General features: G+C 57.7%; 7 protein-coding genes. All 7 read right to left on the reverse strand.

The annotated features are described in order from the left end of the window. Positions 1-81 precede the first annotated feature (81 nt). Positions 82-3,201, reverse strand: coding sequence for an SBBP repeat-containing protein (locus P1X16_RS11715; protein WP_277229000.1), 3,120 nt, complete (start codon positions 3,199-3,201; stop codon positions 82-84). 348 nt (positions 3,202-3,549) lie between these two features. Next, the gene (locus P1X16_RS11720) at positions 3,550-6,720 is read right to left on the reverse strand and encodes an SBBP repeat-containing protein (RefSeq protein ID WP_277229002.1); all 3,171 of its coding nucleotides are present in this window, start codon (positions 6,718-6,720) and stop codon (positions 3,550-3,552) included. A 421-nt stretch (positions 6,721-7,141) separates the two neighbouring features. Next, a complete protein-coding gene (locus tag P1X16_RS11725; protein ID WP_277229004.1) occupies positions 7,142-10,321 on the reverse strand; it encodes an SBBP repeat-containing protein in 3,180 nt (1,059 codons plus the stop codon). Positions 10,322-10,686: 365 nt separating this feature from the next. Next, positions 10,687-13,887, reverse strand: a complete 3,201-nt coding sequence (locus P1X16_RS11730; protein WP_277229007.1) for an SBBP repeat-containing protein — start codon at positions 13,885-13,887, stop codon at positions 10,687-10,689. 419 nt (positions 13,888-14,306) lie between these two features. Beyond that, positions 14,307-17,516 carry an SBBP repeat-containing protein gene (locus P1X16_RS11735; protein WP_277229008.1) on the reverse strand — a complete coding sequence of 1,070 codons (3,210 nt, stop codon included), beginning with the start codon at positions 17,514-17,516 and terminating at the stop codon, positions 14,307-14,309. Between the two features lie 150 nt (positions 17,517-17,666). After that, positions 17,667-20,903 carry a T9SS type A sorting domain-containing protein gene (locus P1X16_RS11740; RefSeq protein ID WP_277229010.1) on the reverse strand — a complete coding sequence of 1,079 codons (3,237 nt, stop codon included), beginning with the start codon at positions 20,901-20,903 and terminating at the stop codon, positions 17,667-17,669. 420 nt (positions 20,904-21,323) lie between these two features. Beyond that, complete coding sequence (locus tag P1X16_RS11745; RefSeq protein ID WP_277229012.1) at positions 21,324-22,976, reverse strand: SBBP repeat-containing protein; 1,653 nt, start codon at positions 22,974-22,976, stop codon at positions 21,324-21,326. Positions 22,977-23,000: the final 24 nt, after the last annotated feature.

The raw sequence follows: 23,000 nt of genomic DNA on the forward strand, positions 1-23,000 counted from the left end.
CAGCCCTCGTTGATAGCATAAAAAAACGCCCCCAAAATATTTGGAGGCGCTTTCGGTACTTGCCAAGAATGTTTGCGGGTTTTAATGCGCAATTAGCAAGCGCACAGTCTCCCGCTGGCCGTTGACGAGCAACGAGCAGGTATACAGGCCGTCCGTCAGCTTTTCGCTGTGCAGCGGCAGCTCGTAGTACTGGCCCTTGTGCACTTTGCCTTCATACAAGCTGGCTACTTGCTGGCCGAGTTGGTTGTAGACCCGCACTTGCGCCGCCCCATCTCGCACCGGCCGGAAGCTAACGGTAGTTGGGCCCGTGGCCGGGTTGGGATACACGGCTAGCTCCTGCACGTTCTTGCCGGAAGCGGTCAGCGTGGGGCGGGTGGCGGCTACTAGGGCCGTTGGGGCCGAAGGGCTGGTTTGGGTGTATTTGATAGTGACGATGTCGTAATTGTTGTTGTTGGCGCTAACGGAATTTCCCGTTACATACACATCTCCGGCGGCGCTTACGGCCAAGGCTCTTGGCACATCGCTGCCATTGCTGGGGCCATTGTAGCGCGCCTCCCACACCAAGTCACCACTGGGCGAGTATTTCACCGTGGCATAGTCGGCAGTGCTTCCCTCTGAAGAGCCGGTTACGTAAACACTACCGGCCGCATCCACATCTAAGCTAGTAGCCCGGCTGTTGTTGTTGCCCCCGTTGAAGCGGGCCACCCACAGCTGTTGGCCGCTCGGCGAGTACTTGACGGTAGCGTACTCGTAAATAGTGCCGCGGTTACGGTCGGTTTGGTCGGAGGAGTAACCCGTCACGTACACATTCCCGGCCGCGTCCAGGGCTAAATCAGTGGTTACCTCTTCTGATTTGTCGGGACCCTCGTAGCTGATTTCCCATAGCTTCTGGCCATTGGCTCCGGCGTACTTAATAGTGGTATAATGATAGTCGAGTTGGCCGGTTCCGCCAGCAGACCAACCCGTCACGATTGCATCGCCAGCAGCATCCACTGCTATGTTTGTTGGAAAGTCATTGCCGGTTCCGGGGCCGTTGTAGCGTTCAAGCCAGAGCTGCTGGCCGGTGGCTGCCGTGTACTTGATGGTCACATAATCGTAGCTGCTGAGGCCGTATGAGCGACCCGTCACATACACGAAGCCCGCCGGGTCAACGGTGATGTCGCTGGCACGGTTATTACCGTTTCCGATGTACCGAGCCTCCCATAGCGGGCGGCTGTTGCTTCCGTCATACTTTATAGTAAGGATAATAGAGGAAGTACGACCCGTAGTACCCGTCACGTACACGTTGCCGGCGGCATCGAGGGCGAGGCTGACACCTTCGCTAAAGCTTGATCCGTTGTTGTTGGTCACCCACAACAGCTGACCGCTAGGCGAATACTTGAAGATGATGTACTGGCTATTACTAACTCCTGCCACAAACACATTGCCGGCCGCGTCTACAGCAATACTAGCTGGCTGGATAGTCAGGCCCGAAACCAGATAAAGCTGGTAAGTGGCACTCCATAGATACTGACCAGTTGGCGAGTACTTAATTGTCACGAACTTCCCCGCGCTTGTTCCGGTAACGTAGGTATTCCCGGCGGCGTCCACCGTCATGTCGGTGGCATAATCCGGGATATTATACGGCCCTTTGTACTGCGTTGCCCAACTTGTCTCGCCGTATTGCTGCCCCAACTTGGTCGTAAAGAATTCGGCGTCGACAACTCCCGTCACGTACACGTTACCGGCTGCGTCCACGGCTACGGCCTTAGCTGCATCGTTGTTGTTGTAGAATCCGTCATAATACGTACGCCAGAGCTGCTGCCCATAGGTTCCGTCGTACTTGATGGTCATATAAGCGAAGTTCTTTCCCCGGTAGCTGCGTCCCGTCACGATGATATTGTTCGTGCGGTCCACTACCACAGCACTAGGCTCATCGTAGTCGTTAGTGCCTGGGTTAGCTACCAGTTGCAAGAGTTGCTGGCCGCTGGCGGCGTCGTACTTGAGGGTAACGTAGTCGGAGTTGGTGCCGCTGCCGAGCGAGTAGCCAGCTACAATCACGTTGCCAACGTTGTCCGTGCTTATAGCCGTGCCCTCATCGTAGTTGGTGCCGACCCCGTTGTAGCGCATTGCCCAGCTTTGTTGCCCGCTGGCCCCATCGTAGCGGACGGTAGCATAGTCGTAGCTGGTGCCACTGTCGCTGGTGCCGGTCACGGCCACATTGCCGCTGGCATCAATGCTCAACGCCCGCACGAGGTCATAGCTGTTGAAAGGACCGTTGTAAAATGCTTCCCAGAGCACTTGGCCCGTGGGCGAGTACTTCACCGTGGCATAGTCGCTTTGGGTGGCGGAGTAGGTGGCACCGGTTACGACTGCATTTCCATCTTTGTCAACGGCCAGATCCGCGGCGAGGTCGAAGCTGTTGGCCGGCCCGTTGTAGCGCGCTTCCCAGAGCTGCTGGCCGTTGGTGTTGTACTTGAGCGTGACGTAGTCGTAGCTGCTAGTAGAGCCGTTGTCGGAAGAGCCCGTCACGTACACATTGCCCGCCGCATCTACGGCTACCTTGGAGGCGTAGTCGTAGCTGTTGGCGGGACCGTTGTAGCGCGCCTCCCAGCGCTTTTCGCCATTGGTTGAGTATTTGATGGTGGCATAGTCGCTCCCGGTGGCACTGTAGCTGGTGCCGCTCACGTACACGTTGCCGGCCGCATCCACGGCGATGTTGGTCGGCACGTCGTCACCTGATCCGTTGTAGCGCGCTTCCCAAATCTGCTGGCCCGTGGGTGACAACTTCACCGTGAGATAGTCGTAGTTGCTGCCGTTGCCAAAAGAGTAGCCGGTCACGTAGACATTGCCCAGGGCATCCACGGCCACCGACTCTGCCCCATCATAGCTGTTGCTGCCTCCATTGTAGCGCGTAACCCACGCTTCGCTAACGGGGCCGCTGGTAGCCTCTTGGGCAAGAGCGCCTGCTACCGGAACTGTTGTCCGGGCGCTGGAAGGAGCAAGTAGGCGCTGGTTAGCTCCTAGTTTACCTACGACGTTAGCCCTACCGGGCGATGGCAAGTGCAGGGACTGTACGCCGCCGGGCAATGGTGGCGCAGCAGGCAAAGACTTCTGAGCTCTAGTTGAAGCTTGAAGCTGGTGGGTCTGTGCCTGCGCAGCGGGCCCATAAAGGAGCAGGCATGCTGCCAGCGGCAGCAAACGCGTAAACGCTTGTTTCATAGAGAAGCGGTGATAAGGAAAGAAAAGATGGCTACGGCCTGTCTATAACAGGAAGAATGCTAAAAATAGGCCGATCAATTAACGGGCATAACGTACGCGCAGCTTGCAGTTTTGGGTATGAGCTTCACTCAACAACTAACTGCCGCTAGGCTCCAAATTCAACCTGAAGTACCTAAAAAGAAACGGGAACGACTAGCGTATAATCATAAAATAACTCCGTTATATACCATAGTGATAGAGCTCCTTTTTATGAGAGGCACCTAGCCTATAGAGGGCTGTTTTTATTAAAACAAAGCGTCCTTGGAGCTACTCCAAGGACGCTTGCTAAAAATGAAATGCGTGGTAGCCTCAATGACTTATCACCACCCGTACCGTTTCACGTTGGCCGTTGACCAGCAGCGAGCAAGTGTACAAGCCGGGCGCCAGCTTTTGGCTGTGGAGTGGCAGCTCGTAGTGCTGCCCTTTATGCACCTTGCCTTCATACAAGGTAGCTACCTGCTGACCGAGCTGGTTGTAGACCCGCACTTGCGCCGCCCCATCCTGCACCGGCCGGAAGCTTACTGAAGCTTGACCAGCAGCCGGATTCGGATATACGGCTAGCTCCTGCACGTTGCTACCAGCGGCGGCCAGAACCGAACGCGTGGCGGCTACTACACCAGCGGAAGCGGTAGTGCTCGTCTGCACGTACTTGATGGTGGCAAAGTCGGTGTTCACGTAGAGGCTGTAGGAACTGCCGGTTACGTACACGTTGCCCGCCGCGTCTACGGCAAGGCCATTGGCCTGATCGACACGGTCGGGGACGCCATCGTAGCGAATATCCCAGAGCTGCTGACCGGTAGCCGCCTCGTACTTGAGGGTGGCATAATCGTAGCTTTCCGAGCTGCTGGTATTGTCAGAGTAGCCGGTTACGTAGGCATTGCCAGCGGCATCCAGCGCCACATCGGTGGCCACATCCACGCCGTTGCCGGGGCCGTTGTAGCGCGTTACCCACAGCTGTTGGCCACTGGCCCCGTCGTACTTGAGCGTGGCGTAGTCGGAGCTGCTGAAGGCCGGGCCGCTGTAGGAACGGCCCGTCACGTACACGTGGCCGGTGGTGGGGTCGACGGCTAGTTTGGCCGCTTGGTCGCTACGGTTGCCGGGGCCGTTGTAGCGCGTGGCCCAGAGCTGCTGGCCGCTGGATGCGTATTTCACGGTGGCGTAATCGTAGCTGCCGGTGGTGCCAATCGACTGGCCGGTTACCAACACGTTGCCGCTGGCGTCCACGGCTATGTCGGTGGCCGTGCCATTGCCATTGCCTACCCCGCTATACGGCGCTTCCCAGAGCTGCTGACCACTGGCCGAATATTTGACGGTGAGGTAATCGAAACGGCCGTAGGTGGCACCAGTCACGTACACGTTGCCGGTGGCATCCACGGCCAGGGCACTGGCTTGGTCGTTGCTGGCGCCGGCGCCGTTGTAGCGCGCCACCCACAGCTCTTCGCCCGTGGGTGCGTATTTGATGGTGGCGTAGTCGTAGCTGGTACCGGTGCCAATGGAAAAGCCGGTCACGTACACGTTACCGGCCGCATCGACCACTACCTCGTTGGGAGCATCCATGGTATTGGCCGGCCCGTTGTAGCGGGCCACCCACAGCTGCTGGCCACTAGGCGAGTACTTGACGGTTGCGTAATCGGAGTTGCTGGTGCCCGTTACGTACACGTTGCCTGCCGCGTCCACGGCCACGCTAATGGCCGTATCAAAACTGTCGCCGGGGCCGTCGTAGCGGGCTTCCCACAATTTGGCGCCGCTCGCCGAGTACTTGATGGTGGCATAGTCGTAGCGGCTGCCGCTGCCCGCCGACGAGCCGGTCACGTACACGTTGCCGGCCGCATCCACCGCTATGTCCTTGGCTTGGTCGTCGTTGTTGATGGCTTGCGCATCGGTGTAGCGGGCTTCCCAGAGTTGCTGGCCGCTGGCGGCGGCATACTTGAGCGTGGCATAGTCGGCATCGATAGTGCTGGTGTTGGAGATGCCCGTGACCACCACATTGCCCCCCGCATCCACGGCCAAGCTCACGGCCTGCTCGTCGCCCGCTGTTGCCCTGTTGTAGCGGCTGGCCCACAGCGGCTGCCCACTGGCTCCGGCGTACTTGACCGTAGCATACTCGCTCTGGCCAGCGCTGTTATAGGAGCGCCCCGTCACGGCCACGTTGCCCGCCGCATCGACTACCACGTCCTTGGCTTCCTCGTAGCTGCTGTCAGAGCCGTTGTAGCGCGCTTCCCACAGCGGCTGCCCACTGGCGGCTTCGTACTTGAGCGTGACGTAGTCCCAGTTGCCGCCGCCCACGTCGGCAAAGCCCGTCACGGCCACGTTGCCCGCGGCATCCAGGGCTACGCCACTGGCTTCGTCGTAGCTGTTGCCGGCCCCGTTGTAGCGCATCGCCCACTGCTGCTGCCCACTGCTCGAGTAGCGCACGGTGGCATAGTCGTAGCTGCTACCATTATCGGACGTACCCGTCACCACGACGTTGCCGGCCGCATCCACGGCCAGGTCGCGCACCAGGTCATAGCCGCTGGCCGGGCCATTGTAGCGCGCCACCCACAGGGGCTGCCCGCCAGCGGTAGAGTACTTCAGGGTCAGGTAGTCGCCTTGGTTGCCCGCGTAAGCGTTGCCCGTCACGTACACGTTGCCGCTCGCATCCACGGCCAGCGTGGTGGGCAGCTCGTCGCTGCTGCCGCTGCCACTGTAGCGCGCACTCCAGAGCTGGGCTCCCACCGATGAGTATTTCACCGTCACGTAGTCGTAGCTGCTGGCCGGGCCGTTGTAGGAGGCGCCCGTTACCAGCACGTTACCGGCTCCGTCCACGGCCAGGCTCGTGGCCAGGTCGTCGCTGTTGGCCGCCCCATCGTAGCGCGCGGCCCATAGCTGCTGCCCACTAGCCCCGTCGTACTTGACCGTGGCGTAGCCGTAGTTGCCGGTGCGCGCAAACGAGCCGCCTGTCACGTACACATTGCCTGCCGCGTCTACCGCAATGCCTTTCGGCACATCGTCGCTATTGCCTGACCCGTTGTAGCGCACGTTCCACAGCTCTTCACCGGTGGCCGAGTACTTCACCGTGACATAGTCGTAGTCGATGGAGAAGACGCTGCTGGCGGTGCCCGTCACGTACACGTTGCCTTCGGCGTCGGTGGTGGTAGCGGCGGCCAAATCGTAGCTGGCGGTGGGGCCGCTGTAGCGGGCGGCCCATGCCTCCGCAACCGGGCCGGCTGCTGGCGCCTGTATACTTTTGCTGGCAGCTACTTGTGCGTCTTGTGTTACCTGGTTGGTGGCTGTCCGTTTGCTGACGGCGCTTGTACCTTTTGGCAACGCATGGTGCAGGGCCCGCGCGCCGGGGGGCAGCACAAATTCTTGGACCGGTGCAAGCAGCGGCTTCTGCTTTTTAATGGAAGCAGGAGCTAGCCTGGTCTGCGCCTGGGTGGTTGGCACCACGAAAAGCAAGCCGGCTGCTAGCGGCAGCAAACAAGTAAAAGATTGTTTCATAGGGTAAGGGGTTGGAAATAAAAGGCCATTACCGGCCTGTAGAACAAGAAAAGCGACCTTAATAGAGGCAAGAATAAGTAGCCCTAGTTTCTCTTTTTTAGGTCCGAGCACTGCCCGAAACGCACAATCAACAGCACGAAAACCGGCGCCAAGTACCGGAAAATAAGCCTACCACAACAAGGCCTAGCAATAAAACTACACGCTTTCCCTGACAGCTCAACCATCTACCTTGTTATCGTTGAAATCTACCGACAGACGCCGCCGGATGGGGCTCTAAGCTTGACGAACAGCCACGTGGCAGGTTCCGGCCCGGCCCTTCTCTTACCTCACCAATCTACCGCAGTAAGCTCCCCTACCCCACAAAAAGACGCCTCCGGAACGAGTCCAGAGGCGCTTTCAGTAATTTCAGGTGCCTAAACACTTATCGGTTGATTAGCAACCGCACGGTTTCACGCTGGCCATTAACGAGCAACGAGCAGGTATAAAGGCCGGCCGTCAGCTTCTCACTGTGCAGCGGCAGTTCGTAGTGCTGACCCTTGCGCACTTTGCCCTCGTAGAGCATGACTACTTGCTGACCCAACTGGTTGTAGATCCGCACCTGCGCTGCCCCATCCTGCACCGGCCGGAAGCTAACTGTGGTTGGGCCTGTGGCTGGGTTAGGGTACACAGACAGTTCGTGCAGTTGCCTGGTAGGGGCCGCTACGGCCAGTGGCGCGCTAGCTGCTACAAGCGGAGCTGCGCCGGCCAAGGCCACGGGTCCGGCGCCAGTGCTCTGGCTGTATTTGAGGGTGGCATAGTCGTAGCCAGTGCCGCTACCGTGCGAAAAGCCGGTTACGTACACGTTGTTGCTGGAGTCTACGGCTAGGGCGGCAGCCTCGTCGTAGCTGTTGCCGGGGCCGTTATAACGGGCCTCCCACAATTGCTGGCCGGTAGCTGCGTATTTGAGCGTGGCGTAGTCATTGGTGCCGTCGCGGTTGTAGGACAAGCCGGTCACGTACACATTGTTTGCGCCGTCGAGGGCCAGGGCTGCGGCTTCGTCATAGCTGCTATCGGGTCCATCGTAGTGGGCCTCCCACTGTGGCTGGCCGTTACCGCTGGCGTACTTAAGCGTGACGTAGTCCCAGTTGCCGCCCCTATCCGACGTACCGGTTACGTACACGTTGCCCGCTGCGTCCAACGCCAAGTCAGCTGCCAAGTCATGGCTGTTGCCCGAACCGTTGTAGCGAGTTTCCCACAGTTCCTGCCCGCTGGGCGAGTATTTGAAGGTAGCATAGTCGTAGTTGCGCCCGTCGCCACTAGGGTCCGAGCTACCCGTGACGTAGACGTTACCCAGCAGATCCACAGCCACCGCAGTAGCAATGTCGTTGCCGAATCCCCCGGAGCGAGCAATCCACAGACTTTGACCATTGGCAGCGTACTTGATGGTGACATAATCCAGGCTGCTGCGCTGAGAGTAGCCGGTCACGTAGGCATTGCCAGCGGCGTCAACGACTACCGCCGTAGCTACATTCGGAGCATAGGGCTGTCCGATGTACTGAGACATCCAAAGCTCCTGGCCACTGGCCGAGTACTTAACCGTTAAGTATTCGAAATCTCCCGGAAACGGACCTTTGCCATTGGCCCGCGCGGCGCCGGTTACGAACACGCCGCCGGTGGCATCCAGGGCCACACTGAAGGCAAAATCTTCGCTGTTGCTGGGCCCGTTCAACCGGGCGCTCCACAGTTGCTGGCCGCTCGATGAATACTTGACGGTGGCGTAGTCGTAGCTGCTGCCAGTACCAAGCGAATAGCCCGTCACTACTACATTGCCTGCCGCGTCTACGGCCAGGTCAGTAGGAACTTCGTCGCCGTTGGCGGGGCCATCGTAGTGCGCTTGCCAAAGTTGCTGACCCGTGGGCGAATACTTGACGGTGGCATAGTCGTAGTTGCGCCCGTTGTAGGCGTAGCCCGTTACGTACACGTTGCCCGCGGCATCGGTGGCAATGTCCTTGGCTACTTCTGCCCCGTTGGCGGCCGCGTTGAAGCGCGCTTCCCAGAGTTGCTGCACATCGTTTTGCTGATATTTGATGGTGGTATAAGCGGAGCTACCCGAGGTACCGGTCACATAGACACTACCAGTAGCATCAACCGCAACAGTTACCGGATGGTAGGTACCATTGAAGCCTATTCCAGTGTAGCGGGCTTCCCAAAGCTGCTGGCCGGTAGCGCTGGCATATTTCACGGTTGCTAAATTACTACCTAGTGCACTAGACGTGACACTGGAATAACCCGTTACGTACACATCGCCGGCGGCATCTAGGGCGAGACTGTATGCCTGTTCAACACCGTCATTTTGCACTCCGCCGTACAGGGCTGCCCATTGCTGTTCACCAGTGGCTGAATACTTCACGGTGGCATAGTCGAAGCGGGTTGGGCCACCGTAAGCGGTGCCGGTTACGAACACGTTGCCAGCCGCATCTACAGCCAGATCCGTGGGTTGATCATCGCTGAAAAGGTTGGGCGAATTATAGCGCGCAGCCCAGAGTTGCTGCCCACTGGCCGAATACTTCACCGTGGCGTAGTCGTTGGCGCTAGTTATACTTTTGGAGGCGCCGCTCACGTACACGTTGCCGGCCGCGTCTACTGTCACGCTTGTGGCATTATCGATACTGTTATCGGGGCCATTGTAGCTGGCGGTCCACTGAAGTTGGCCAGCAGCCGAGTACTTGCGAGTGAAATAATCAGAATTGCTGCTCCCAACTACATAAAAATTGCCGGCGGCGTCAAGGGCTAAGCGAGAGCCAAAGCCGTAGTTTTCGTCTCCCGTAAATATGATTGTACCAAGGATATTGCCACTCGCGGAGTACTGCAAAGTGGTGTAGTAATAGCGCCGTTCGGCGGAGTAGCCACTGCCGGTCACGTACACCGTGCCCGCTGCGTCCACGACCACATCGGTGGGTCGGTCATCTACGATGATGCTACTAACGGTGCCAAGACTAACCCACAGTTGCTGACCATTGGCCGCGTACTTGATGGTAACATAGCGCGAAAGCCTACTGCCACCTTCGGCCGAGTATCCTGTTACGTACACGTTGCCGGCGGCATCCACGGCCATGTCAGTGGCCACATCATTGCCATTGCCAGCACTGTTGTAGCGGGCGCTCCAGAGTTGCTGGCCATCCGACGAGTATTTGACCGTAGCAAAGTCGTTGCTACCATTTCGGAATGAATAACCCGTTACATACACATTTCCGGCGGCGTCTACCACCATGTCCTTTGCCTCGTTTTCAACGGTACCCGATTCACTGAAACGGGCTACCCACGCTTCCGTGGCTGAGCCGGTTGTGCTAGACTGAGCGTTTGTTCCTCTTGCTGATGCGCCTATTTTCTGGGGGGGCCTAGCAGGTGCTGGCCGGTTGGCTGATAAGGACTCGTTGGCACCGGGTAGCGGGTGGCGCAAAGCGGGCACTCCGGCGGGCAGTGCCACCTGCGGCCGCAACGCGGGTAAGGTTCGTTGCACTTTGCTGGAAAGTTGAGGCGAACCAACCTGCGCTAAGGTGCCCGATGGGTGCAGCAGTAAGCTTGCAGCCAAGAATAGCAACCACGTAAAAGCCTGTTTCATAGAGAGTGGGTTAGGGTTGAAAAAGAACAAAAGCAAGCCATAGCCCGCCGGGCACACAGCGGGTCGTACTACTTCTAATTACTTCTAGTGGCTCCTAGCTACTGCTGAGCTTCCGGTAGCAGGCCACTGCACTATAGCAGCAAGCCTCAGTAAATAAGTGAATTAAATCTACAGACACTGTATATGTGCTATATCTTATACACGCTGTTTCCCGGCAGTTCGTGGCCCTCGACCCCGTAAGCAAGAGCCGTGAGAAACTTGAAAAGCAAGCTCCACTCAACGGGCAGGCGCTTCTACTACCTACAAAAAAGCGCCTCCCGCACAAGGCAGAAGACGCTTTTCAAGCGTATTACTAAACTATGAAGTTAGTGGCTGACCACTACGCGCACGGTTTCGCGCTGGCCGTTGACGAGCAACGAGCAAGTGTAGAGGCCTGCGCTCAGCTTCTCACTGTGGAGCGGCAACTCGTAGTGCTGGCCTTGGCGCACTTTGCCCTCGTACAAGGTGGCGACCTGCTGGCCGAGCTGGTTGTAAACGCTTACCTGAGCAGATCCGTCGAGCACCGGACGAAAGCTCACGGTAGTCGGGCCGGAGGCCGGGTTGGGATACACGGCTAGCTCGTGCAGTTGCCTGGTAGGGCCCGCTACGGCTAGCGGCGCACTGAGGGTTGCCGCGGGGGCTACACCCACCAGCGCCACCGGTCCTACGCCGGTGTTCTGGCCGTACTTAAGCGTGGCGAAATCATAGCCGGTGCTGGCGCCGAACGAGAAACCGGTGATGCACACGTTGCCAGCGCCGTCGAGGGAAAGAGCGGCGGCCTCGTCGTAGCTATTGCCGGGTCCGTCGTAGCGCGCTTCCCACAGCTGCTGCCCACTGGTACCGGAGTATTTGAGCGTGGTATAGTCGTCGGTGCCGTCGCGGTTGAACGACGAGCCCGTCACGTACACGTTACCGGCCGGGTCGATGGCGAGAGCCGCGGCTTGGTCGTAGCTATTGTCGGGCCCGTTGTAGCGGGTGGCCCACACTTGTCGGCCGCCATAGTAGGGCGCAATGTAGTCGTACTTCACCGTTGCATAGTCGTAGGTGCCACCCGTGCCAAACGAGAAGCCCGTCACAACGGCGTCGCCTGTGGCATCCAAGGCAATGCCCGTCGGAATATCATCGCTGTTGGCAGTTCCATTGTAGCTGCTGAAGACCACTGCGGCCCCGTTTTCACCGAGGTATTTGATGGTTACGTAATCGTAGTTGCTACGCCCGTTGGTGGCAGCGCCCGTTACTATTACGTTGCCCGCATCGTCCACCACCATGGCCGTTGGCACTTCATTGCTGTTGCCGCTGCCGGTGCCAGTGTAGCGGGTCTCCCACAGTTGGCGGCCGCTAGCGGCTGCGTACTTGAGGGTGGCATAGTCGTAGTCGTTTGGGGTGGCATTGGTGGCCGCGCCGGTCACGTACACGTTGCCGGCCGAATCGAGGGCCACGGCCGATACTACCTCGTTGCTGTTGCCGATTCCGGCGTAACGCGCTTCCCATACGGGCTGCCCGGTGGCGGCAGCATACTTGAGCGTGACGTAGTCGTAGTCGCGAAAATTGGCGGCTATGGCGGTGCCCGTCACTACCACGTTGCCGGCGGCGTCTATGGCCAGAGCCGTTGCGGCTTCGTCGCCGTTGCTGTTGTAGCGGGCTTCCCAGATCTGCTGGCCCGTAGGTGAGTATTTGACGGTGGCATAGTCGAACCCACTAATACTATCGTAGGCGGTGCCCGTCACGTACACGTTGCCGGCGCTGTCCAAGGCCAGGGCTTCGGGTATCTCGTCGCCATTACCCCGGCCGTTGTAGCGGGCTTCCCAGAGCTGCTGCCCACTGGCGGCGTACTTGACGGTGGCGTAGTCGTAGTTGCGTCCGTTGTAGGCGTAGCCCGTCACGTACACGTTGCCCGCCGCGTCGGCTGCCTGGCTAATGGCCACCTCGTTGCTGCTGCTGGCGGGCGGGGTAAAGCGCGCCTCCCACACTTGCAGCACATTATTTTGCTCGTATTTGATGGTAGCGAGCACAGAGTTGGTGGTTATGATAATGTTGTTGGACGAAGCGCCGGTGACGTACACGCTGCCGGTTGGCCCTACCACCACCGCTACTGCTACCTCACTGGTGGGCAAGGGCCCTGTTCCGGCGTAGCGCGTTTGCCAAACCTGTTGGCCACTGGCGCCATTGTACTTGAGTGTGGCGTATTCGCTGATGGATTGCGTGAGGCCCGAGTAGCCGGTCACATATACATCGCCGGCTGCATCAACCGCCAACGCGTAGGCTTCGTCGACGCTAATCCCGCCGTTGCCGTTGTACAAGGCTTGCCACACTTGCTGCCCGCTGGCCGAATATTTCACCGTGCCATAGTCGTAGCTGCTCAGAAAGTTATTGAAAGACGTACCGGTCACAACCACATTGCCGTCGGCGTCTACGGCTAAGGCAGTGGGCACATCCAAGCTGGTGCTGGAACCACTGAACCGACTGCTCCACAGCTCTTGGCCACTAGCCGAATATTTGAGGGTGGCGTAGTCGGAAAGCTGACCGACTAGCTCGGACCGCCCCGTCACGTACACGTTGCCTACCGCGTCCACGGCAATTTCAGTGGCCTGATCGTCGCTATTGCCCGGTCCCGAGTTGTAGAGGGCGCTCCACTGCTGCTGTCCCGCGGGCGAGAACTTTACCGTGCTATAGTCGTTGCCCGTGCCGTTGCCCGTAGCCGTGCCGGTTACGTAGGCGTTGCCGGCCGCATCTACGGCCAGATCCTTCACCGAGCCAAAGAGCGATAGCAGCCACAATTGCTGGCCGGTGCTTGCGGCGTATTTGACGAGGTTGTTGGCGCCGCTGCCCACGTATACGTTGCCGGTGGCATCGAGCGCCAAAGAAGCGCCTACGCCGCCACCGCTGTAGCTGGCCGTCCACAACTGCTGGCCGGTAGCCGAGTATTTGACGGTGGTCCCCACGGAGTTGTTGCTGTTGCCACGGGTGGCGTAGCCCGTTACATACACGTTGCCGGTGGCATCCACAGCCAGATCCGTCGCCCGGTCATCGGTGTTGCCGGGCCCGGAGTTAAACAAAACGCTCCAGAGCTGCTGGCCACTGGGCGAGTACTTGATGGTCACGTAGTCGTTGCCGCGGCCGGTAGTGATAGCCGTTGTAGAGTAGCCGGTCACGTAAGTATTGCCGGCCGCATCCACTACCAAGTTGCTGGCCACATTGATGCTAGGCCCATCGTAGAGGGCCACCCAGGCCTCGGTGACCGAACCGGCGGTGACGCCCTGGGTGCTCGTTCCCCTTGCGGATGTAGCTGGTTGCTGGACGGACCTGACAGGTGTGGGTCGGCGCGTCAGTAGCGCGGCCTTGTCGCCAGGCCGCGCGTGGGATAAGGACGGGGCTCCCGGTGACAACAGCAGCGCTTGAGGCAGCGGGGGCAGTTGCCGCTCGACGCGCCTCGACGCCCGAGTTAGGTCCGCCTGCCCCTGGGCAGTTGACACATGGAACAACAGGCTTGCCACCAGCGGCAGCAAACGCGTAAAAGCTTGTTTCATACGGTGGGATAATGGTTAGGAAAACAAAAAGCAGGTCGAAACCTGCGGAATGGCAAAAACTCAACGTCTCATTTCGGCGCTTCAGTTGGAAGTAGGCAGCACCGGGTATGCAGGGGCAGCTAGCGGCGGTACAAAGGCGGGTACCGGTCTACCAGTAAATTAACGAATTAATACTAATTATTCTATATATACTACGACATCAATTATCTTCTTGTTTTCTGGCAAGTCGTACAATTACCTATACTAGAGGCTGTTTCTCTTTCCTTAGGGCAGGAAACCGCCTTCAAAAAAGAAAAGAACTATTTCTAGGCCACGCCTAGACCTAAATTGGCAGCTACAGTCGTGCTGCTACGCCGCAAAAAAGCGCCACCAGAAAAAGTCTGGCGACGCTTTTTTCACGAAGCGAAATACAAGCTTGGTTAATGCGTTACAACCAGCCGTACCGCTTCGCGCTGGCCGTTGACGAGCAAGGAGCAGGTATAGAGGCCCGCGCTCAGCTTCTCACTGTGGAGCGGCAGCTCGTAGTGTTGACCTTGGCGCACCTTGCCTTCGTACAAGCTGGCCACTTGCTGGCCGAGTTGGTTGTAAACCCGCACCTGTGCCGCCCCATCCTGCACCGGCCGGAAGCTGATGGTGGTTGGGCCAGCCGTTGGGTTGGGGTACACGGACAGTTCTTGGGCCCCTCTCTTGGAGGCCGCAACGGCTAGTGGTGAACTAATGGTTCTTACAGGAGCCGTTGAAGCTGAGCCGCCAGCTTGGTTATACTTAATAGTGGTATAACTCCCACTAGAACTTCCGGCCACATATACATTGCCCGCTACATCGACAGCTAGTGCTGCCGCGTAATCTCCACCGGCATCGTAGCTGGCTTGCCATTCTTGCTGGCCACTAGCTCCGGCATACTTAATTGTGACGATGTTATAGTCAGGATACAAGAACCGGGTGATAGTCCCGGTTATGTACACGTTGCCATTTGCATCCAAAACCAAGTCCTTCACATCATCATTATTACTTCCCTCACCGTTGTAGCGAGCCTCCCACAACTGCTGGCCGTTGGGGGAATACTTCACTGTAGCATAGTCATGACCTGAATAAGTAGTCTGGTCGTAATTATAAGTATAGCCGGCTACAACCACATTGCCCGCGGCATCCACGGCAATTTTTGTGGCTTCATTCTCAATAATACCTGGTCCATTGCCCGCGTAGTAGGCCACCCACATTTGCTCACCACTAGCCGAGTATTTGAGGGTAGTAAAGCTAGAAGAGAGGCGGCCTGTTGAAGAGGTGCCGGTTACGTATACGTTGCCCGCGGCATCAATTACGATGTCATTAACATTACCATAGCCAGATACGGCGGATGTGTAGCGGGTTACCCACAGTTGCTGGCCGCTATTCGCGTCGTACTTGACCGTGGCGTACGCGTCGTGCTCAAGAATACCGGGGCTGATGATCCTATAGGAGTTGCCGGTTACGGCCACGTTACCAGCCGCATCCACCGCGAGGCTAATGGCACGTTCAGTGCGATTGTCCGGCCCATTGTAGCGCGATTCCCAAAGCTGTTGCCCATTAGTTCCATCATACTTGAGCGTGGCGTAGTCGCCATCGTCCGTAGCTTTGAAAGAAGTACCTGTCACGACCACATTGCCCGCCGCATCCACGGCTATGCTACTAGCCAAATCATTTTGATTGCCACCTCCGTTGTAGCGGGCTATCCACAGCTGCTGGCCATCAGTTGAATACTTGATGGTGGCGTAATCATAGCCGCTGCCGCTACCCTCGGAAGAGCCCGTTACCACCACATTATTCGCTTTATCCAAGGCTATGGCGGTAGGATTATCGGACCCATTGGCAGGTCCATTATAGCGGGCCACCCAGAGTTGCTGACCACTGGCCGAGTACTTGATAGTGACGTAGTCGTAGCGGTTATTGCTTTCCAAATTTCTGCCTGTTACATATACGTTGCCGGTTGCATCCACAACCATGTCGGCCGCTTCATAGTAGGAGCTGATATATTCATTGAAGCTAGCCTCCCATACTCGTTGCCCACTGGCGTTGTATCTGATGGTGGTATAGTTGGTGTCGTTGAAGCCTTCGCCGCTGGAGGCCCCCACCACAAACACGTTGCCGGAGGCGTCGCCGGTTATAGCGGCCGGTGCGTCATCGCCAAGACGCGTGCCGTGGTAGCGGCTAGCCCAGAGTTGCTGGCCAGAGTTACTGTACTTTACGGTGGAGAAGTCACTGGTACCGCTGCTGTTATAGGAGCGGCCTGTCACGGTTACATTACCTGATCCGTCCACGACTATATCCCGGGCTTCATCGTAGCTGTTGGCTGGGCCATTGTAGCGCGCTTCCCACAATTGCTGACCGCTAGCGCCGGCGTACTTGAGCGTGACGTAGTCCCAGTTGCCACCGCCAATGTCGGCATAGCCCGTCACGGCCACAGTACCTGTCGCATCCACGGCTACGCTGGTAGCTTCGTCGTAGCTGTTGCCGGCGCCATTGTAACGGGCTGCCCAGAGCTGCTGACCGCTGGTCGAGTAGCGCACGGTGGCATAGTCGTAGTTGCCGGTGCCGTCGTCGCTAGTACCCGTCACGGCCACATTGCCACTGGCGTCTACAGCCAGGTCCCGCGCTAAGTCCCAACTGTTAGCTGGTCCATTGTAAAGTGCTTGCCATTGCTGCACACCGGTAGTCGAGTACTTGATGGTAGCATAATCGCTCTGATTCGCCGTAGAGGTGGTACCCGTCACCACTACATTGCCCGTGGCGTCCACGACTAAATTAGTAGGTACTTCATCGCTAGTACCTGTGTTGTTGTAGCGCGCCTGCCAGAGCTGATTGCCACTGGGAGTGTACTTGAGCGTAACGTAGTCGTAGCTACTGCCGCTGCTATTAGAGGTACCGGTGACATACACGTTCCCGGATCTATCCACCGCTACATCTGTTGCTACATCCTCCTTGTTATTGATGTTATAGCGCGCGGTCCAGAGCTGCTGTCCACTAGGCGAGTACTTGACGGTCAGATAATCGTACGTCCGTCCGTTGGCATTATAGGAATACCCCGTCACTAGGACATTGCCGGCCGCATCTACCGCAATACTGGCCGGCACATCATCATCACCAACGCCCGGATAGTTGGGTCCATCATAGCGAGCTTGCCAGAGTTTCTGACCATTAGGCGAGTACTTGATGGTAAGGTAATCATAACGGGTAATACTACCGAAGGAGTAACCTGTGACGTACGTGTTGCCCGCTGCATCCACTGTTACGTCGGTAGCTGCGTCGTAACTGTTGCCCGGCCCGGCATAGCGAGCTACCCATTCTTCGCTGACTGGTCCATCGACAACCCCTGAAGTTTTTGCCCCAACTGCACTTACCTCATCCCGACGAACTACCGGCCGCTCTAGCTTCTTGGCTATTTTGCTGGTCCCTACTTCCCGCTTGGTACCAGGCAACGCGTGTTGCAAAGCCGGGGGACCGAGTGGCAGCAATAAGTTCTGTATTTGGGTCGGCAGGGCCCTTGTAGCTCTGCCCGCCGCTTGGGGTTGATAAACCTGAGCCTGACTGACAGGCACAGAGAGGAGTACGCCTGCTGCTGCTGGCAGCAAGCGAGTGAAAAGGTGTTTCATAGAAAAGGAAAGGTTGGAAATAATAAAGGCACTTAATTGGTGTGGCGGCGTAGTTAAGAAGCAAGCACAAACAAGCGCTGCAGCTACGGGCGGCTTACAGGTATGCAGGCGCTGGCTATAGGTGCCAGCGCCTGCAGCAGCGATAGAGTTTTAGTGAGTTATAACCAGCCGTACTGATTCGCGTTGGCCATTGACGAGCAAGGAGCAGGTATAGAGGCCCGCACTCAGTTTCTCGCTGTGGAGCGGCAGCTCGTAGTGTTGACCTTGGCGCACCTTGCCCTCGTACAAGCTGGCCACTTGCTGGCCGAGTTGGTTGTAGACCCGCACCTGTGCCGCCCCGTCCTGCACCGGCCGGAAACTGACGGTAATCGGGCCTGTGGTCGGGTTCGGATACACGCTTAGCTCGTGTAACTGCCGACTTGGAGCCGCCACTGCAAGTGGTGAACTAATGGATCCGACGGAGGCCGTGCTGGTGGCTAGCGCCAGTGGCCCGCCGCCGTTGTTCTGGCTGTACTTGAGCGTGGCGAAGTCGTAGCCCGTATCTGTGCCTTGCGAGTAGCCACTCACGTACACGTTGTTGCTCGCGTCTACCGTGATGGCCGCCGCTTCGTCGTAGCTACCAGTTCCGTCGTAGCGCGCCGCCCAGAGTTGCCGACCGGTCTGCAGACTAGGATTAGCATTTGGCCAGACGGCATACTTGACGGTCGCATAGTCATCGGTGCCATCGCTGTTGTACGACAGACCCGTTACATAGGCGTTGCCAGCCGCGTCTACGGCTACGGCCTTGGCTTCCTCATAGCTATTGTCGGGACCATTGTAGTTAATCGTCCATGCGAGGCGCCCGGTTCCCATCTGGTACATCATAGTAACATAGTCAGCGCCCGTGCTGCTGAACGAGGTACCTACTACATACGCAAACTCATTACGCAGGCCCGTCACCATATCCGCTACCACATCATCACCATTGCTGGGTCCATTGTAGCGGCCTACCCATTGCTGCTGGCCCGTGCTTCTGGTGTATTCGCTGGTGGCAATGTCGAAGCCCGTGCTAGTGCCCCCATCGGAGGTGCCGGTCACCACGACACTGCTTTGAAAACCGTTGGCAAGGGCAATTCTAGCGGCCTCATCATAGCCGTTGGCCGGGCCATTGTAGCGCGTCTCCCACACCTGCTGCCCATTGGCGTCGTACCTAACGGTAGCATAGTCGCTTTGTGTGTCGGTGTAAGTGGTGCCGGTCACGTACACGTCGCCCGCCGGGTCCACCACCAAGTCCGCCGCGAGGTCGAAGCTGTTGGCCGGGCCGTTGTAGCGGGTGGCCCACTGCTGCTGGCCATTCGTATCATATTTGACGGTGGCGTAGTCGTAGCTGCTGGTGCTGCCGTTGTCGGAGGAGCCGGTCACGTACACGTTGCCTGTTCCATCAACCTCCACTTTGGAAGCTAAGTCATAGCCATTGGCGGGGCCGTTGTAGCGCTTCACCCACAACTGCTGGCCCGTGGGCGAGTACTTGATGGTGGCGTAGTCGCTCTCGGTGGCACTGTACGATGTACCTGAAACGTAGACGTTGCCCGCGGCATCGACTACCACGTTGGTAGGCAGGTCCTCATTGTCGGCCGGGCCATTGTAGCGCGCCTCCCATTGCTGCTGCCCGTTGGCATTATACTTCACCGTGGCGTAGTCGTAGTTGCGCCCGTTGTAGGCGTAGCCCGTTACGTACACGTTGCCGGCCGCATCACTGACTACATCTTTGGCTACTTCGGCGCTGTTGCCCGTGCCCGTGAACCGTGCCTCCCACGCCTCCTGTACGCTGTTTTGTTCGTATTTGACGAGCGTAAAGCTAGTTCCATCGGGAGCCTTTCCAGAGTCGCCGCCCACGTACACGTTGCCGGCGGTATCTAGGCCGATGTGCTTAGCCATATCCGCCCTGTTGGCCGGGCCGTTGTAACGAGCCTCCCATACCTGCTGGCCACTAGCCGAGTACTTTACCGTCGCATAGTCGTTGTTGGTGCTCAGGCCCTGCGAGGTTCCGGCCACGTATACGTTGCCAGCTGCATCGAGCACCATATCAACGAGCACATTATCGAAGCCTTGAGCGCCGTTACCGGTCGGACCGTTATAGCGTGCCAGCCAGAGTTGCTGGCCGCTCGGCGAATACTTGATGGTGGCAAATTCGTCTTTAGCGCCGCTACTCGAGGAGCCTGTTACAAACACGTTGTTGTTGGCATCCACAGCCAGGGCCGTGGGCTCGTCTGCGCCGTTGGCGGGGCCGTTGTAGACTGCTTCCCACAATTGCTGCCCGGTGGCCGCAGCGTACTTTCGGGTGGCATAGTTGGTGCTGCTAGTGGTGGTGGCGTAGTAGCCGATAGCAAGCAAGTCGCCGGCGCCATCTACCATTAACTTATCAAGAACAGGAAAAATGTTTCCCTGGTTGGAGGCAGTCCATACCAGTTGGCCGGTAGCTTTGTCGTACTTGAAAATAGTCCGGTCCCGCGATACGTACGCATTGCCGGCGGCATCCGCGGCTACGGCATTAGGTCCTCCGTTGTTACTAGTATACGCAGTGCTCCACAACCGTGTGCCGTTGGCCGAGTACTTGACCGTGACCATATCGGCGTTGCGGGGGGGGTTGGTGCCGGCAAAAATAATAGTGCCCGTCACGTACACATTACCCGCCGCGTCTACGGCCAAGGCTTCCGCTACATCATTATTGCTTTCTCTATCAAAGCGATTAACCCACAAGGTTTGACCACTAGGTGAATACTTAACTGTAAGAAAGTCTGCACGGGAAGTTGGAGTACCACTCGTGGCAGCGAAAACGGTAGAGGTACCGGTTACAATCACGTTCCCCGCTGCGTCGAGCACCAGATCAACGGGGCGGTCGACGCTGCCGTATCGGCCGGGCGAGTTGTAGTACTCTTCCCAAACCAGCTGGCCACTAGGCGAGAACTTTGACGTCACGTAATCTTCGCCCGACGAATTATGGCCTAGCACATACGTGTTACCAGCAGCGTCCACCTCCATGTCGACCCGAGTGAAAGCCGCGGAGTTGGCCCCTTCCCGGTAGCGAGTCGCCCACACTTGGCTGGTTGTTTCGGCAGCGCTGGTCCGGGCTTGGCTTTGCACGGCCCCAGCTAGGGCTACTTGCTTGCTGCCAGAACGGACGAGGCCGCGCTGCTGAGCCAGGCGCTTCGTGGGTCCTACCCCTAGAGTAGTGATGGCGTGGCGCAGGGTTGGCGCACCAGCTGGCAGCGAGAACTGGAGCTGCGTAGGCAGGCCTTTTGGGGCTTTGCTAGCCGAGATTGAGGGTGTTACTTGGGCCTGACTGGCAGGCACACACAGGAGCAGGCCTGCTGCCAGCGGCAGCAAACGGGTAAACGTCTGTTTCATAGAAAAGGAAAGGTTGGAAATAAATAAAGCGGAACTACCCTGCTAATCAGCCAAATAGATATAATAGGAAAACAAGAAAGCACAAGGCTACTACCCCGTCTTTCCCTAAAGCTTCGCAGTGCCTGCAATTACCGAACAAGCGCGCAGATTTTAGCATTGAATTCTGTAAAAAAGTAAAATTATCCATGAATTAATAATAAAATAATCTCGGCCTTATACAGATAATTACAAGATTTTGTTGCAGCCTATTTGTTGAATTTCAAATTGTAAATATTAAAGTTTAGTCAACTCGCTTATCCAGCTAATGCAACACAAAACTTAAATAATATAGAAGCATAGTAGAAGCTTCTCGTAATACATACAAAAGGCGCCTTCAAACTCGAGTTTGAGGGCGCCTTTTTCGCAAGCAGTTGACTAAGGCTAATGCGCGACGTGTAACCGAACAGATTCGCGTTGGCCGTTCACTAGCAAAGAGCAGGTGTACAAACCCGAAGCCAGCGTCTGGCTATTGAGTGGCAGCGTGTAGCGCTGGCCTTGGCTCACCGTGCCCTGATACAAGGTGGCTACTTGTTGCCCAAGCTGATTGTAGACTTGCACCTGCGCCGCCCCACTCGCAAGCGCGCGGAAACTCACAGTGGCTTGCGTGGCAGTTGGGTTGGGGTACACCGCTAGTTCCTCTAGCGACTTCTGTGCCGGGGCAGCCGCCAGCGGGGAAGAACCCGTCTGAGCGTATTTGACGGTGATATAGTCGGAGTTGGTGCCGCTGCTTACCGAGGAGCCGGTTACGTACACGTTGCCCGCGGCGTCTACTACAATGCTGTTGGCTTGGTCTACGCCGTTGCTGTCGCCGTTGTAGCGAATGTGCCAGAGTTGCTGGCCGCTGGTAGCAGCATATTTGAGCGTGGCATAATCGTAACTGTCGCTGTTGCTGCTGTCGGAGTAGCCGGTTACGTAGGCGTTGCCGGCCGCGTCTACGGCGAGGTCGGTGGCTACATCGGCGCCGTTGCCCGAGCCGTTGTAGCGGGCTTCCCACAGTTGCTGACCGTTAGCCGAATACTTGAGCGTGGCGTAGTCGGAGGAACTCAGACTGGCGCCGCTGTAGGAGCGGCCCGTCACGAACACGTTGCCGGCGGCGTCTACGGCGAGGTTGGTGGCCCAATCGTTGCGGCCGTTGGTTCCGTTGTAGCGGCTCGCCCACTGCTGTTGGCCGGTAACCGAGTACTTCACCGTAACGTAGTCGTAGCCGGTGCTGCTGCCAAAGGAATAGCCCGTCACGTACACGTTGCTAGCGGCATCTACGGCCATGTCGGTAGCCGAGCCCCCGCCGTTGCTGATGCCGTTGTAGCGGGCTTCCCACAGCTGTTGGCCAGTAGCCGAGTACTTAAGCGTCACATAATCGGAGTAGCCGTAGGAAGAACCCGTCACGTACACGTTGCCAGCGGCGTCGAGCGCCAGAGAGCTGGCTTGATCTTCGCTGCGGCCCGCGCCGTTGTAGCGCGTAACCCAGAGCTGCTTGCCGCTAACGCCGTCGTACTTGAGCGTGGCGTAGTCGCTGCCGCTACCAGCTCCAACCGAAGCGCCCGTCACGTACACGTTGCCGGCCGCATCTAGGACCAGGTCAGTAGGCTCATCGTTACCGTTGCCAGGGCCGTTGTAGCGGGCGGTCCAGAGTTGCTGACCGATAGTAGAATATTTGATGGTAACATAATCGGTGTGGCTGGCACCCGTCACGTACACATTGCCTGCCGCATCTACTACCACGCTAGTTGCCTTATCGTAGTGGCTGCCGGGCTCGTTGTAGCGGGCTTCCCACAGTTGCTGGCCGTTGGCCGAGTACTTGGTGGTGATAAAGTCGTACAGGTTGTCGCTGCCGAGCGAGTAGCCGGTCACGTACACGTTGCCGGCCGCGTCTACGGCCACATCTTTGGCCACGTCGTTGTTGTCGCCTGCCTTGCTATTGGTATAAGGAGTAGCCCAAACCTGCTGGATGCCAATGGACTGGGCCTGTAAGGTTGATACAGAAACCAACAAGCCGGCTGCTAACGATAAAAAGTGGGTAGAAAAGTGCTTCATAGAATAAAGGCTAAAGGAATACTA

The organism is Hymenobacter sp. YC55 (assembly GCF_029433095.1).
Taxonomy (GTDB): Bacteria; Bacteroidota; Bacteroidia; order Cytophagales; family Hymenobacteraceae; genus Hymenobacter.

Excerpts from the sequence above, each read along its gene's own strand:
- P1X16_RS11740 (WP_277229010.1), bottom strand. The coding sequence starts at position 20,903 with ATGAAACAGACGTTTACCCGTTTGCTGCCGCTGGCAGCAGGCCTGCTC.
- P1X16_RS11745 (WP_277229012.1), bottom strand. The coding sequence starts at position 22,976 with ATGAAGCACTTTTCTACCCACTTTTTATCGTTAGCAGCCGGCTTGTTG.
- P1X16_RS11715 (WP_277229000.1), bottom strand. The coding sequence starts at position 3,201 with ATGAAACAAGCGTTTACGCGTTTGCTGCCGCTGGCAGCATGCCTGCTC.
- P1X16_RS11730 (WP_277229007.1), bottom strand. The coding sequence starts at position 13,887 with ATGAAACAAGCTTTTACGCGTTTGCTGCCGCTGGTGGCAAGCCTGTTG.
- P1X16_RS11720 (WP_277229002.1), bottom strand. The coding sequence starts at position 6,720 with ATGAAACAATCTTTTACTTGTTTGCTGCCGCTAGCAGCCGGCTTGCTT.
- P1X16_RS11735 (WP_277229008.1), bottom strand. The coding sequence starts at position 17,516 with ATGAAACACCTTTTCACTCGCTTGCTGCCAGCAGCAGCAGGCGTACTC.
- P1X16_RS11725 (WP_277229004.1), bottom strand. The coding sequence starts at position 10,321 with ATGAAACAGGCTTTTACGTGGTTGCTATTCTTGGCTGCAAGCTTACTG.